Genomic DNA, 13,941 nt, shown 5'->3' on the forward strand with positions numbered 1-13,941 from the left:
GCGCGGGACGGGAGGGCGCGGGACGGGAGGGCGCGGGACGGGAGGGCGCGGGACGGGAGGGCGCGGGACGGGAGGGTGTCGGGCAGAGGAGGATGCCGGCCGGGAGGGCGCGCACGGACGGCTCCGGCGAGCAGCGGTGCGGGTCCCGACCTCCCGCCGGTCACCAGCTCGTGGGCAGCGGCATCCCCTCGGTGTAGCCGGCCGCGCTCTGCACGCCGACCAGCGCCCGCTCGTGGAACTCGTCCAGGTTCCGCGCGCCCGCGTAGGTGAAGGCGCTGCGTACCCCGGAGATGATCTCGTCGATGAGGTCCTCCACACCGGGTCGGGTCGGGTCGAGGTACATCCGGGCCGAGGAGATGCCCTCCTCGAAGATCGCCTTGCGGGCCCGGTCGAAGGCGCTGTCGTCGGCGGTACGGGCGCTGACCGCGCGCGCCGACGCCATGCCGAAGCTCTCCTTGTAGCGCCGCCCGTCGGCGTCGGTGTAGAGGTCGCCGGGGGACTCGTAGGTCCCCGCGAACCAGGAACCGATCATCACGTTGGACGCGCCGGCGGCCAGGGCGAGCGCGACGTCGCGCGGGTGCCGTACGCCGCCGTCGGCCCACACGTGCCGACCCAGCTCGCGAGCTGCCGCCGCGCAGTCCAGGACGGCGGAGAACTGCGGCCGGCCGACCCCGGTCATCATCCGGGTGGTGCACATCGCTCCCGGACCGACGCCCACCTTGATGATGTCCGCGCCGGCCTCGACCAGGTCGCGTACGCCCTCGGCGGTGACGACGTTTCCGGCCGCCACCGGGACGTGCGGATCGACCTCGCGGACCCTCCGCAACGCGGAGATCATCCGCTCCTGGTGGCCGTGCGCGGTGTCCACGACCAGGGTGTCCACCCCGGCCTGGAGCAGCGCGGCGGCCTTGCCCGCCACGTCGCCGTTGATGCCGACGGCGGCGGCGATGCGCAGCCGGCCCCGGTCGTCGACGGCCGGCTTGTAGAGGGTCGCCCGCAGGGCGCCCTGCCGGGTGAGCACACCGACCAGCCGCCCGTCGGCGTCCACCACCGGGGCGAGCCGCCGACGCCCGGCCGACAGCCGGTCGAAGCCGGTACGCGGGTCCGCGTCGGCCGGCACCGTGTGCAGCTCGGTCGACATCACGTGCCGGAGTTGGGCGAACCGGTCCACGCCCACGGTGTCCGCCTCGGTCACCACGCCGAGGGGGCGGCTCTCCGGGTCGACCACGATCACCGCGCCGTGCGAGCGCTTCGGCAGCAGGTGGATGGCGTCGCCGACGGTGTCGGTCGGGCCGAGGGTGATGGCCGTGTCGTGCACGAGGTGCCGCTGCTTCACCCAGGCGACGACGTTCGCCACGACCTCGATGGGGATGTCCTGCGGGATGACCGCGATGGCGCCCCGGCGGGCGACCGTCTCGGCCATCCGCCGCCCGGCCACCGCGGTCATGTTCGACACCACCAGCGGGATGGTGGTGCCCGTACCGTCGCTGGTGGCCAGGTCGACGTCGAGTCGCGAGCCCACCTCGGAGCGGGCCGGCGCCATGAAGACGTCGTTGTAGGTCAGGTCGTGCGCGGGGACCGCGCCATGTAGGAACCGCACCCGGCCATCATTCCTGGCAACCGCCGCGACCGCCGCCGGTGGTCACGGAAAACACCTCCCGCACGCTCACCCCAGGAGCAGGGCCGCGGCCACCGCGGCCATCACGAGGGCGACGGCCCCGTCCAACACCCGCCACGCCTGGGTACGCGCCAGCAGGGGCGCGAGCCGGTGCGCCCCGGCGCCGAGCGCGCTGAACCAGACGACGCTGGCCAGCACGGCGCCCCCGCCGAAGGCCCAGCGGTCCTCGTGCTGCTGCGCGATCCCGCCGATGAGCAGCACCGTGTCCAGGTACACGTGCGGGTTGAGGTAGGTGAACGCTAGGCAGGCGAGGACGGTCGCCCGCAGGGGGGCCGGCGGTCGGTCGGTCGGTGCCAGAGTGCCGGGGCGCAGTGCGCGCCGGGCCGCGAGGAGCGCGTAGGAGAACAGGAAGACCGCGCCGCCCCAGCGGACGGCGGTGAGCAGCGTCGGATGCCCGGAGACGACGGTGCCGAGGCCGGCGATCCCGGCCGCGATGAGCAGGGCGTCGGAGGCGGCGCACGCCACCACCACCGGTACGACGTGTTCGCGGCGCAACCCCTGGCGGAGCACGAAGGCGTTCTGCGCGCCGATGGCGACGATCAGGGCGAGGGACACGGAGAACCCGGCGAGAGCCGAGGGCAGCAGATCAGGCACGTCACGAGGCTATGGTCGTCCGCTTGGGCCAGTCCAGCTCATGTTTCTGATGCTCCGTAAGCTCAGCTTATGGAGGGACTCGATTCGGCGCAGCTCCGCACGCTGACGGCCGTGGTGGCCGAGGGAAGCTTCGACGCGGCGGCCCGGGTCCTGCACGTGACCCCGTCCGCGGTCAGTCAGCGGATCCGGGCGCTGGAGGAGGCGGTCGGGCAGGTCCTCGTGCGGCGTACGCGGCCGTGCCGGGCCACCGAGGCGGGCCGGCCTCTGCTGCGTCTCGCGGGACAACTGGACCTGCTGGAACGGGAGGCGCTGGCCGACGCGCGCGGGGCGCTGACCGGGGACCGCCTGGGCACCCGGCTGGCCGTGGTGGTGAACGCAGACTCCCTGGCCACCTGGTTCGTCGCCGCGCTGGCCCGGGTGCCCGACGACCTGGTGGTCCGTTTCGACGTACGCCAGGACGACCAGGACCACACGGCGGACCTGCTGCGCGACGGCGCCGTCATGGCGGCGGTGACCGCGCAGCGGGAGGCGGTGCAGGGCTGCCGGGCGGTGCCGCTCGGCGCGATGCGCTACCGCGCGCTGGCCGCGTCCGGTCGGGCCGGACGGTGGTTCCCCGACGGGCTGACCGCCTCAGCGCTGGCCGCGGCGCCGATGGTCGCGTTCGACCGCAAGGACCGCGTGCAGCACCGTTTCCTGCGGTCGGTGACGGGGCGGCACCTGGACCCGCCCGTGCACCACGTGCCGTCGGTGCCGGCGTTCGGCGAGGCGATCCGCCGGGGGCTCGGCTGGGGCGTGGTGCCCGAGCAGTTGGCCGCCGCCGACCTGGCCGACGGCACGTGTGTCGACCTGGCGCCCGGCCGGTACGTCGACGTGCCGCTGTACTGGCAGCACTGGCGTTTGGACTCGACCGTGCTGGGTGCGCTGACCGCCGCCGTCCGCGCCGAGGCGGCGGTCACGCTCCGCTGATCACCTCAGGCGATGGTGCAGATGGCGGCGCCGGCGGTGATGACCGCGCCGACCTCGGCGGAGAGGCCGCTGACCGTGCCGGCCTTGTGCGCGTGCAGCGGCTGCTCCATCTTCATCGCCTCCAGCACCACGACCAGGTCGCCCTCGGCGACGGTGTCCCCGTCGGCGACGGCGATCTTGACGATGGTGCCCTGCATGGGCGAGGTGAGGGCGTCACCGCCGACGGCGGCGCCGGCCTTCGCGGAGCCGCCCCGGCGGCCCGGCTTCCTGGTGGCCGGCGCGGCGGTGGCCGTACCCGCGCCGAGGCCGGCGGGCAGGACCACCTCGAGCCGCTTGCCACCCACCTCGACCACGACGGTCTCGCGCTCGGCCGGGCCCTCGACGGCGCCGGCGGTGGCGGTGAACGCCGGCACGGTGTTGTCGAACTCGGTCTCGATCCAGCGGGTGTGCACGGTGAACGGCTCGGACGTGAACGCCTCGTCCCGCACCACGAGGCGGTGGAACGGCAGCGCGGTGGCCATGCCCTCGACCACCATCTCGTCGAGCGCACGGCGGGCCCGCTCGATCGCCTCGGTACGCGTCTCGCCGGTGATGATCACCTTCGCCAGCAGCGAGTCGAAGTTGCCGCCGATCACGTCGCCGGCCGAGACGCCGGTGTCCACCCGGACGCCCGGGCCGCTGGGCAGCCGCAGCGCGGTGATCGTGCCGGGGGCGGGCAGGAAGTTGCGGCCCGGGTCCTCGCCGTTGATCCGGAACTCGATGGCGTGCCCGCGCGGGGTCGGATCCTCGCTGAAGCGCAGCTTCTCGCCGTCGGCGATCCGGAACTGCTCACGGACCAGGTCGACGCCGGCCGTCTCCTCGGTCACCGGGTGCTCCACCTGGAGGCGGGTGTTGACCTCCAGGAAGGAGATGGTGCCGTCCGCGCCGACCAGGTATTCCACCGTGCCGGCGCCGTGGTAGCCGGCCTCCCGGCAGATCGCCTTGGCGCTGTCGTGGATCTGCGCGCGCTGCGCGTCGGTGAGGAACGGCGCGGGGGCCTCCTCGACCAGCTTCTGGTGCCGGCGCTGCAGCGAGCAGTCCCGGGTGCCGACGACGATCACGTTGCCGTGCTGGTCGGCGAGGACCTGCGCCTCGACGTGCCGGGGCTTGTCCAGGTAGCGCTCGACGAAGCACTCGCCCCGGCCGAACGCGGCGACCGCCTCGCGGGTGGCCGACTCGAACAGGTGCGGGATCTCCTCCATCGTGCGGGCCACCTTGAGGCCGCGACCGCCGCCGCCGAAGGCCGCCTTGATGGCGACCGGCAGGCCGTGGTCGACGGCGAAGGCGATCACCTCGTCGGCGTTGCCCACCGGGTCGGGGGTGCCGGGGACCAGGGGTGCGCCGGCCCGCTGGGCGATGTGCCGGGCGGTCACCTTGTCGCCGAGGTCGCGGATGGCCTGCGGGGTGGGGCCGATCCAGGTCAGCCCGGCGTCGATGACCGCCTGGGCGAAGTCGGCGTTCTCGGAGAGGAAGCCGTACCCGGGGTGGACGGCGTCGGCGCCGGCCTTCGCGGCGACGTCGATCAGCTTGTCGATGCGCAGGTAGCTCTCGGCCGCCGTGTCGCCGCCCAGCGCGTACGCCTCGTCGGCGAGCGTCGCGTGCAGGGCGTCCCGGTCGGAGTCCGCGTAGACGGCGACGCTGCCGAGGCCGGCGTCGCGGCAGGCGCGGATGACGCGGACGGCGATCTCGCCGCGGTTGGCGATGAGTACCTTGCGCACCTTGTGGCTCCTCCCGGGAGGTCGTTGACCGGGAGTGTATCGGCCACCCTGATGTCCCTAACGATCGCTCAGTGTGGGATGTGGCACTGTCCCACCGGGTTCTAGTCAAACTTGTCTAATACGCTTGTGGCTGTGTCCGCCACGCGAATGATGATCCTGGGACTGGTCCGCTGGATGCAGCCGGTGCACGGCTACGACGTCCGCCGCGAGCTGCTGAGCTGGAACGCCGACAAGTGGGCCAACGTCCAGCCCGGCTCGATCTACCACGCCCTGCGCAAGCTGACCCAGGAGGGACTGCTGCGCGAGGTGGCGACCGAGCAGGTGGGTGCCCGTCCGGCTCGCACCACGTACGAGATCACGCCGAAGGGTGAGGACGAGTTCGAGACGCTCCTGCGTGGGTTGTGGTGGCGGCTGCACGAGCCGGCCGATCCCTTCGCGGCGGCCTTCTCCTTCCTGCCGGCGCTGCCCCGCGAGGAAGCCTCGGCGGCGCTGCGCAACCGGGCGAACCAGCTCCGCGCCGGTGTCGGATGGATGCGTGCGTCGTTGAACTCGGATTGGCTGCGGTCCACCAAGCCGGTGCACGTGGGCTGGATGTTCGAGCTCTGGTCGGACCGCGCCGAGGTGGAGATCGCCTGGTGCGAGCGGATCGCCAACCGGATCGACGAAGGGATGTCGTACCTGCCTGATGGGCTGGAACGTGCGGACGGGTGGTCCGGGTGGGAGGAGCGCCTGCCGCCGCGTACCTCGGGCTCCTAATAATCAACGTTGACCATAAGAGCTATATCGCGTTAGCCTGACCGCGGCACAACGGGGAAGCGCGCCGTCCGGCGCCGTCTTCTGTGGACAGAGAGATGGCCGGCCGCCGCCGGCCCGGGGCGACCAGGAGCCAGACATGATCGAGACCAGAGGGCTGCGGAAGTCGTTCCGCACCCGCACCGGTCGGGAGACGAAGACGGTCGATGCCGTGCGCGGGGTCGACCTCCAGGTGACCGAGGGGGAGATCTTCGGCTTCCTCGGCCCCAACGGTGCTGGCAAGACCACCACCCTGCGGATGCTCGCCACGCTGATCGAGCCGGATGGCGGCGAGGCGACCATCGCCGGCGCCGACCTGCGCAAGGACCCGGCCGAGGTGCGCCGCCGCATCGGTTACGTCGCCCAGGGCGGCAGCACCTGGGACGAGTCGACCGCCCGCGAGGAGCTGGTGCTGCACGCGCGGATGTACGGCATCTCCAAGGCCGAGGCGCACCGGCGCGCCGCCGGTGCGCTGGACGCCTTCCAGCTCACCGAGTACGCCGACCGCAAGTGCAAGACCTACTCCGGCGGCCAGCGCCGCCGGGTGGAGATCGCGCTCGGCATCATCCACGAGCCGAGGATCGTCTTCCTGGACGAGCCGACCACCGGCCTCGACCCGCAGAGCCGCGCCCACATGTGGGACGAGATCCGGCGGCTGCGCACCGACGGGATGACGGTCTTCATCACCACGCACTACCTGGACGAAGCCGACGCCCTCTGCGACCGGATCGCGATCATGGACCACGGCGAGGTCGTCGCCGAGGGCACCCCGGCCGACCTCAAGCGGGAGATCTCCGGCGACGTGGTCCTGGTGGGGCTGGACGCCGTCGCCACGCCGCAGGCCGCCGAGCTGCTCGACACCGAGCCGTACGTCAACAAGCTGGAGACCGCCGAGGAGGGCGGCCTGCGCCTCTACGTCGACGAGGGCGCGACCGCCATCCCGCAGATCCTCCGCCGGGTCGACAGCGCCGGCCTCACGCTCACCTCGATCGAGCTGCACCGTCCCAGCCTCGACGACGTCTTCCTGACCAAGACCGGCCGCTCGCTGCGCGAGTCCTGAGACCACCGGAGAGACATCGTGAAACTCGCCCGCGACACGTGGCTGATCTTCGAGCGGCAGCTCCAACTGCTCCTGCGCAACCCGGTCTGGGTCTTCGTCGGCGTCTTCCAGCCGGTGATGTACCTGCTCCTCTTCGCCCCGCTGCTCAAGCCGGCCCTCAACGCCCCCACCCAGGCCGAGGCCTACAAGATCTTCGTACCCGGCCTGCTGGTCCTGCTGGCCATCTTCGGTGGCCTCTTCCAGGGCTTCGGCCTGATCGCCGAGCTGCGCGCCGGGGTCATCGAACGCTCCCGGGTCACCCCGGTCAGCCGCCTGGCCCTGCTGCTCGGCCGTTCCCTGCGCGACGTCGTCTCGCTGATCGCGCAGGCGGTCATCATCACCCTGCTCGCGCTCCTGTTCGACCTGCGGGTCTTCATCGGTGACCTGCTCCTGGCGTACCTGATGCTGGCCCTCATCGCGCTGATGACCTCCGCCGTCTCCTACGGGGTCGCCCTCAAGGTCAAGAGCGAGGACGCCCTCGCACCGCTGATGAACACCGTCGCCCAGCCGGTGCTCCTGCTCTCCGGCATCCTGCTCCCACTGACCTTCGCGCCCGGCTGGTTGCAGGGCATCGCGGACTGGAACCCGTTCTCCTGGGCGGTCGACGGCACCCGCGCGCTGTTCGCCGGTGACCTCGGCGACGACAAGGTCTGGCAGGGGCTGACCATCATCGCGGTGCTCGCCGCCGCCGGCGTCTTCTGGGCCGCCCGCCAGTTCGCCCGCAGCGTCCGCTGACGGGAGAGCTGCCTCTCACCAGGAGCGGGGTACGCACCGAGCGCTTGTAGCGTAAGGCGCGTGCCCCGCTTCACCCGTGACCGGACCACCTGGCTGGCGTACGCCCAGCTGGGTCTCTGGGGTTTCTTCCTCTACGGCTTCGGCCCGGTGGTCCCGCTGCTCCGCGACGAACAGGGCACCTCCGCCGCGGTCGCCGGCCTGCACAGCACCGGCATCGCCGTCGGATCGCTGCTCGGCGGTGCGCTCTTCGCGCCGCTCGCGCGCCGCGTCGGCCGCGGCGCGGCCATCTGGACCGGCCTCGCGGGCGTCGCGGCCGGCGTCACCGCCTTCGGCGTGGCGCGTCCCCTGCCGGCCACCATCGCCGCGGTCGTGGTGATCGCCACCTTCGGCATGATCGTCATCAGCGGCGTCGCCGTCGTGCTCACCGCGCGGCACGGGCCGGCCGCGCCGGCCGCGCTGACCGAGGCCAACGCCGCCTGCGCCGGCCTCGGCATCCTCGCCCCGGTGGTCATCGGGGCCAGCGTGGACGCCGGCTGGGGCTGGCGACCGGTGATGGCCGTCGAGGTCGGCCTGATCGCGCTGGTCGCGCTTGCTTTCGGGGTACGCCCGCGGCAGACCGCCCCCGCTGCCGCGGCTCCCGGCGGCCCGGTCGCCGTGCCCGCCGCCCCCGCCGTCCCCGCCGTCACGCCCGGCAACGGCATGGATCTTGGAAGGAACCGGCCCCTCCGAGGGCCGGAATCCTCCAAGATCTCTTCTGCCGGCGGGCAGCTTCCCGCGGCGTACTGGATCGCCTGGACCCTCATGGCCGTGACCGGCTCGATCGAGGTGTGCCTGTCGCTGTGGACGGCCGACGTGCTGCGCGACCACTCCGGCCTCGATGCCGGGGCCGCCTCCGCCGCCGTCGCCGCGATCGTCGGTGGGATGTTCGTCGGGCGGCTGGTCGGCGGACGATTCGCCCTGCGGTACCGGCCGGTGCCCCTGCTGCTCGGAGCACTGGGCGTGTCGCTGGCCGGGTTCACGATCTTCTGGACCGCACCGGTGGGCTGGCTCGCCGTCGTCGGGCTGGTCGTGCTCGGCCTCGGCAACGCGCTGCACTACCCGCTGGCCATCTCCATCGCGCTCGCCGTCGCCGGACCGGCCGCGGACAAGGCGGCGGGCTGGGCGTCGTACTCGATGGGGGTCGGCTTCGGGATCGCGCCGGTGGCCCTGGGCTGGTTGGCCGACGGCGTCGGACCGTACCTGGCCTTCCTGCTGCTGCCGGGCTTCATCGCGGCGGCGGCGGTGCTCGCCACGCGACTCGGCCGCGCGCTGCACGCCGGCACCCCGGCCGACGACCCCCAGCCCACCCCGGTCGGCGCCGGTTGATCCACTCCGGTGGTGTCAGTGCACCCGTGCGAGGGTGAGGCCGTCGGCGATCGGCAGCATCACCGCGTCGACCCGGACGTCGGCCAGGACCTCGTCGTTGAACGCCGCGATCGCCCGGTCGTCGGCGTTCCCCGGCGCGATCACCCGGCCACCCCGCAACACGTTGTCCACCGCGATCACCCCGCCCGGCCGCATCCGCGGCACCAGCTCCGACCAGTAGATCGGGTAGCCGGTCTTGTCCGCGTCGATGAACGCGACGTCGATCTCCCGCTCGTACGGCAGCTCGCGCAGCGTCTCCCCGGCCGGCCCGATCCGCAGGTCGATGCGGTCGTCCACCCCCGCGCGCGTCCAGTACCGCCGGGCGATGCCGGTGTACTCCTCGGAAATGTCGAAGCAGGTCAGCCGCCCACCGTCGACCAGCCCCCGGGCGATCGCCAGCGAGGACAACCCGGTGAAGGTGCCCACCTCGACCGCCCGCCGGGCACCGAGCAGCCGGGTGAGGAAGGTCAGGAAGGCGGCCTGCTCCGGGGCGACCTGCATCTGCGCGTCGTCCGGCAGGGCCGCCCGCGTCTCCTCGATCAGCTCCCGCATGATCTGGTCCGGTGGCGAGCCGTGCGCGACGAGGTACGCGTGCAGGTCTTCGGTGAGCGGGATCGACTTGGTGGTCATGACCGGACGCTAGCCCAACGGATCAACGGACTGGTTGCCCGGCGCGACCTTCGTCCACAGATCGGTGATCCGCAGGTCCAACTCGGCGAGGAGACGACGCAGCAACGGCAGGCTCAGACCCACCACCGTCCCCGGGTCACCCTCGATCCGCTCCACGAACGGCCCACCCAACCCGTCGATCGTAAAGGCGCCCGCCACCGACAACGGCTCGCCCGTGCCCACGTACCTGGCGATCTCGTCATCGTCGATGTCGGCGAAGTGCACGGTCGTCGAGGCCACCGCCTCGGCCCGCCGCCCCGCCTCGACGTCGATCAGACAGTGCCCGCTGTGCAGGACGCCGCTGCGCCCACGCATACGCTCCCACCGCCGGACGGCATCCGCTGCGTCCGCCGGCTTGCCCAGGATCTCGCCGTCGAAGGCCAGCACCGAGTCACAACCGATCACCAACGTGCGCTGGTCGTCGGCGGGACGCAGCCGGGTCAGCACCGCCTGGGTCTTGAGCCGCGCCAGTTCCAGGCACAGATCCTCGGCCCGGTCGGTGACCACCAGGGACTCGTCTACGCCGCTCACCAGCACGTCCGGCTCGATGCCGGCGGCCTGGAGGGTCTTGCGGCGGGCGGGGCTCGCCGACGCGAGCACGAGACGAAGGGGCATGGATTCAGGCACGTCGCCGACGTTACCGGGCCACCGGTGCCTCCGCGGTACGCCCCGCGCGTCCTCCCATTGTTTCGCGCCGGACGTCGACAACCTGGAGACGAGTCGCTGCGGTCACGCTGGGAGCCGGCCCTGACCGGCCGGCCTGCTCGCCGTGTGCCCGCTCGTGGAGTTGGAGTTCCTGTCCACCGCCAGGACAACGGCTGATCGGCCACCGCCGAGTACGGGCCAACCCGTCCGCTGGCTCGCAAGGCCCGGCTGGGGTGGAGTGAGCCTGCTCGTACCTCTCGACAACTGATCCCGGGCGAAGACCTTGATCGACTCGCCTTCATTGAAGTCGGGCCATCCTGCGCGCCTTGACACCCCGACTTCAATGACATCGAGTGGATCAAGTAGCCGCGACGGCGCCCGAGCGAAATCTGTGATGAAAAGTCCGATCAGCGGCTGATGCGTGGGGGTGGGTCGTCACTGTGACGCCGTCGCCAAGCAACCGCTGCCCACACGCCTCCGACCGCCAGCAGAACGCCAAGCGTCAGGAGCCCACGAATCGTGGATTCGCTACCCTCCGAGCCGGTGTCCGGTTGAGCCGCCGATGACTGCGCAGCGGTGGATACGGGTGGCGAAGAGTTGAAGCCGAGCGGCGGGACGTCAGCAGTCAGCGCCGCAACCAAATCAATGACGCCGTAGCCGTACTGGTCGTCGCGGCCGGGAGGTCCCTTGTCGACGGCGGTGGCGGTCAGGCGATGGACCACCTCGGATGCGGGCAGGTCGGGGTACTTCGACCGTACGAGAGCGGCCGCGCCCGCAACAATGGCCGTGGCACTCGATGTGCCGGTTCCCTTCGAGTACAGCGAGTCATAGCTAGTGCTGTACATGTCGACGGCTGGCGCGACTATATCTAGCTGAGGTCCCTCAACCGATACAGCTGCGTGCTGGCCTCGCTTGTCCACGCCACCAACAGCAAGGACGCCATCCGCTGATGCTGGGAAGATGACATCCGTATCGTCCGGCCGATTCCCGGCCGCAGCAACAACAATGACATCCGCTGATCGTGCAGTCTCGATAGCTTGTGCTAGCCGAGTACTAAAGCCGCCACCAGCTGAAATGCTGACGACGTCCGCGCCGGACGAGACTGCATAGTCGATGGCGTCGGCGAGACGGTCGTTGTCGCCCTCGCTGTCGCTTTCTAAGACTCTTATTGGCAGTATCTTGGCTTCTGGGGCAATGCCAAGTGCGCCTGTTCCATTCGGGCGTCCGTGGGCGGCGATGATGCCTGCCATGCCTGTGCCGTGGCTGTTTGGATCATCTCTCCCGTCTCCGGCTTCGTCCGAAAGGAAGTCTCTCCCCCGGAGTAGGTTTCGCGTTAGGTCTGGGTGTGGATCCACTCCCGTGTCAGCCACGGCCACGGTTACTCCGGCACCCTTACTTAGACGATGCGCTGAGGTGACATTGAGATAGCGTAAATGCCACTGGTCGTGACGGATGAGAGTGGCGCCGTCAGGTGAAGGTATGGGTGCGGCAACAGCAATCTGTGTGTTGATGCCCGACAGGGCAGCGCATGCCCCTATCGAAACAGCTATAGACGCCCACTTGTTGGCGACAGTCACCTGTTAAGGCCAATAGCCGGTCCGGGGTCAATTGGTCCGTCCTCATCAGGAGGCCGAACAACGGGTTCTACCCCGCGATCCGTCTCCCAAGGGTGTTCTGGGTCCCAGTCTCGTCGAGCTTCCGTAGTGCCGTCTTTTCGGGATAGACGTCCTGGAGCCGAAGTCGCTCCACCTGCGCTCGAGTGCGGGGATGAACCACCAAGCGGTGGCCAAATGTTTGCCCCGGTGAATGCCCTAGCGCCGCCCGGGCGTGAACCAGCCCCGCCAGTGGGCGCTGTGCCAGCAGCGCCTCCCCCGATGACTCCACCGATGGGATTGATTCGACGGGGCTGAGCACTGGGGCCGGGCTGACCCAGTCCCGCGCCAGGCAACCCGCCAATGAGTCCCCCGGGCGGCATCGGACGGTTGGTTGCAGATGGTGTGGCGTTGGGGATTTTGTTCGGGCCTCCGGCAACTGGCCTTCCTGGAAAGCCCGGGCTGGAGGCAACAGGACGATTAACGTGACCAGGTAGCGCCGCTGGCGGGACGTTATGCACAGGCGCAGCGGCGATTGGGCCGTGCTGTAGAGGACCGGGAAGGCCCGTGTTCGTGGGGGCAGGAGCAAGACTTGCTCCCGTGCCGCCGAGTACCGGCCCGACGCCGGACGCAGGAGAAAACACAACGGGTTTCGGCGTGCTCGCTGATCGTGTGCTGGACGTTGCCCCAGTCTTCAGCAGTGGCATCGGGACGATGGGCGGGATCACCGGCGGTGTTTGTGCCCCATAGACGTCAGGATCCGAAGGTTGACGGGCTATTGGCTTGGCGGGTGGGGGCTGGCGGAGCATGACCTGCGCCTGTTGGAGTTCGCTGCTCAACCCGTACATGATCCCGCGCGCCTGCACGTTCAGCCGTTCCAGATCGACATCCGTCACCGGCGGCTCGGTCACGCGACTGCCCATGACCGCCTTCGGGTCCGCTGCCGTCGCCTCGTACGCGCGCCTCTGCTGAAGCTTGACCGCGTACTCGTCGTAGATCTTCCGCAGCGTCTCGCGGGTGGTGCCGATGGCCTGGGTGGCGGCGGACAGCGCGGTGTAGTTGGTGGCGGCCGCGTCGTGGGTGCGCCGAACCTGGTCGATCAGCTGGTCCAGTTCGGCGACGTACGCGCGGGATGCCTCGTTGGTCTCCGGTGGCCACGCCTCGGCGAGGCCGCGCCGGTACTCCTGGAGTCGGCCCAGGTGTGTTTGGGCGAGGTCGCAGATCTTCCGCCAGCCGGCGACCTGCCGCCAGTGGTTGGTGGTGTCCTGGTCGGCGAGGCAGGCCCACATGCTGCCCACGTCCATCAGGTGCCAGTTGGTGAGGCCGCCCGAGCGGCCGACGCCTGCTTCGTTCACGGCAGCACCACCGGCCCCGGCGCGCCCTCGGGGCCGGTCGGGTCGCGGAGCACGAGCGGGGGGCCGGGGGGCGTGACCGGTGCCGGGGTGGCGAGTGCCCGTTCGACGTCGACCACGCGGGCGGACGAGAAGGCGTCGGAGTCGTGGTAGCGGTCGGCGACCTGCCCGGCAGCCGCAGCGAGGTGGCCGGTGGCTCCGCGTACGCCCCAGACCGTGTCGGCGGTGGCCTGCTGGGTCTCGTGGTGGGCCCGCAGGAACTCGACCAGCTCGATGAACGCGTCGGCCGGGTTGGGCAGGGGTGTCTTCAGGTCCTCCGCGATGTACGACAGGTGCGGGGCGTAGTTCCGCTCCACCTCGGCCTGCAACCTGTCGGCGAATTCACGCAGCTGACGGATGTCGGCCTCGATGCCGCCGTAGCCGCGGAGCCAGGCCGCTGGGCGGTCCTCCTCGGGGATCATCGTCCCTCCCTACCCGTCACCGCACCGTTTCCCTGAGTGAGGTTAATGGCTCCCCGACGATGTGGGCAGCCCCCACCCCGGCGCGGCAGCCGCCCCCGTGGGCGGTCACCTGCGGTGATCCGTACCCCAGAAAATCAGCGGGGCAGGCCGGAGGCGCGCCACGCGCCCGGTCCGGCGGCGTTGGCCGCGCCGCCCGC

General features: G+C 71.0%; 12 protein-coding genes. 5 read left to right on the top strand and 7 right to left on the bottom strand.

The features are described 5' to 3' along the window. Positions 1-160 precede the first annotated feature (160 nt). Positions 161-1,600 carry a GuaB1 family IMP dehydrogenase-related protein gene (locus AB0I76_RS10595; RefSeq protein ID WP_357032972.1) on the bottom strand — a complete coding sequence of 480 codons (1,440 nt, stop codon included), beginning with the start codon at positions 1,598-1,600 and terminating at the stop codon, positions 161-163. 66 nt (positions 1,601-1,666) lie between these two features. Then, positions 1,667-2,263: a LysE family transporter gene (locus AB0I76_RS10600; RefSeq protein WP_357032999.1), complete on the bottom strand. Its 597-nt coding sequence runs from the start codon at positions 2,261-2,263 to the stop codon at positions 1,667-1,669. Between the two features lie 78 nt (positions 2,264-2,341). Between AB0I76_RS10600 and AB0I76_RS10605 the strand changes: the two genes are divergently transcribed. After that, complete coding sequence (locus tag AB0I76_RS10605) at positions 2,342-3,238, top strand: LysR family transcriptional regulator ArgP (protein ID WP_357032975.1); 897 nt, start codon at positions 2,342-2,344, stop codon at positions 3,236-3,238. 5 nt (positions 3,239-3,243) lie between these two features. On the opposite strand, the gene AB0I76_RS10610 is transcribed toward AB0I76_RS10605, so the two are convergent. Continuing rightward, entirely contained in the window at positions 3,244-4,995 is a 1,752-nt protein-coding gene (locus AB0I76_RS10610; RefSeq protein WP_357032978.1) for a biotin carboxylase N-terminal domain-containing protein, read from the bottom strand. A gap of 147 nt (positions 4,996-5,142) precedes the next feature. On the opposite strand from AB0I76_RS10610, the gene AB0I76_RS10615 reads away from it, so the two are divergent. From AB0I76_RS10615 to AB0I76_RS10630, 4 genes are all read left to right on the top strand, one after another. Next, positions 5,143-5,751, top strand: a complete 609-nt coding sequence (locus AB0I76_RS10615; RefSeq protein WP_357033002.1) for a PadR family transcriptional regulator — start codon at positions 5,143-5,145, stop codon at positions 5,749-5,751. A 136-nt stretch (positions 5,752-5,887) separates the two neighbouring features. Continuing rightward, positions 5,888-6,847, top strand: coding sequence for an ATP-binding cassette domain-containing protein (locus AB0I76_RS10620; RefSeq protein ID WP_357032981.1), 960 nt, complete (start codon positions 5,888-5,890; stop codon positions 6,845-6,847). Between the two features lie 18 nt (positions 6,848-6,865). After that, on the top strand, positions 6,866-7,621 hold the full coding sequence (locus tag AB0I76_RS10625; protein ID WP_357032984.1) for an ABC transporter permease: 756 nt from the start codon (positions 6,866-6,868) through the stop codon (positions 7,619-7,621). Positions 7,622-7,681: 60 nt separating this feature from the next. Continuing rightward, a complete protein-coding gene (locus AB0I76_RS10630; protein ID WP_357032987.1) occupies positions 7,682-8,986 on the top strand; it encodes an MFS transporter in 1,305 nt (434 codons plus the stop codon). 15 nt (positions 8,987-9,001) lie between these two features. Here the strand turns inward: AB0I76_RS10630 and AB0I76_RS10635 are convergent, their stop codons facing one another. The 4 genes from AB0I76_RS10635 to AB0I76_RS10650 form a co-directional block, all read right to left on the bottom strand. Further along, entirely contained in the window at positions 9,002-9,655 is a 654-nt protein-coding gene (locus AB0I76_RS10635) for an O-methyltransferase (protein ID WP_357032990.1), read from the bottom strand. A gap of 9 nt (positions 9,656-9,664) precedes the next feature. Next, a complete protein-coding gene (locus AB0I76_RS10640; protein ID WP_357032993.1) occupies positions 9,665-10,321 on the bottom strand; it encodes a nucleoside triphosphate pyrophosphatase in 657 nt (218 codons plus the stop codon). Between the two features lie 425 nt (positions 10,322-10,746). Continuing rightward, the gene (mycP, locus tag AB0I76_RS10645; protein WP_357033005.1) at positions 10,747-11,838 is read right to left on the bottom strand and encodes a type VII secretion-associated serine protease mycosin; all 1,092 of its coding nucleotides are present in this window, start codon (positions 11,836-11,838) and stop codon (positions 10,747-10,749) included. 1,444 nt (positions 11,839-13,282) lie between these two features. Beyond that, positions 13,283-13,744 carry a hypothetical protein gene (locus AB0I76_RS10650; protein ID WP_357032996.1) on the bottom strand — a complete coding sequence of 154 codons (462 nt, stop codon included), beginning with the start codon at positions 13,742-13,744 and terminating at the stop codon, positions 13,283-13,285. Positions 13,745-13,941: the final 197 nt, after the last annotated feature.

This window comes from Micromonospora sp. NPDC049799 (assembly GCF_040656655.1).
Lineage (GTDB): Bacteria > Actinomycetota > Actinomycetes > Mycobacteriales > Micromonosporaceae > Micromonospora.

Bases quoted from the DNA above. Each gene is read 5' to 3' on its own strand.
- AB0I76_RS10635 (WP_357032990.1), bottom strand. From the start codon at position 9,655: ATGACCACCAAGTCGATCCCGCTCACCGAAGACCTGCACGCGTACCTC.
- AB0I76_RS10620 (WP_357032981.1), top strand. From the start codon at position 5,888: ATGATCGAGACCAGAGGGCTGCGGAAGTCGTTCCGCACCCGCACCGGT.
- AB0I76_RS10615 (WP_357033002.1), top strand. From the start codon at position 5,143: ATGATGATCCTGGGACTGGTCCGCTGGATGCAGCCGGTGCACGGCTAC.
- AB0I76_RS10605 (WP_357032975.1), top strand. From the start codon at position 2,342: ATGGAGGGACTCGATTCGGCGCAGCTCCGCACGCTGACGGCCGTGGTG.
- AB0I76_RS10650 (WP_357032996.1), bottom strand. From the start codon at position 13,744: ATGATCCCCGAGGAGGACCGCCCAGCGGCCTGGCTCCGCGGCTACGGC.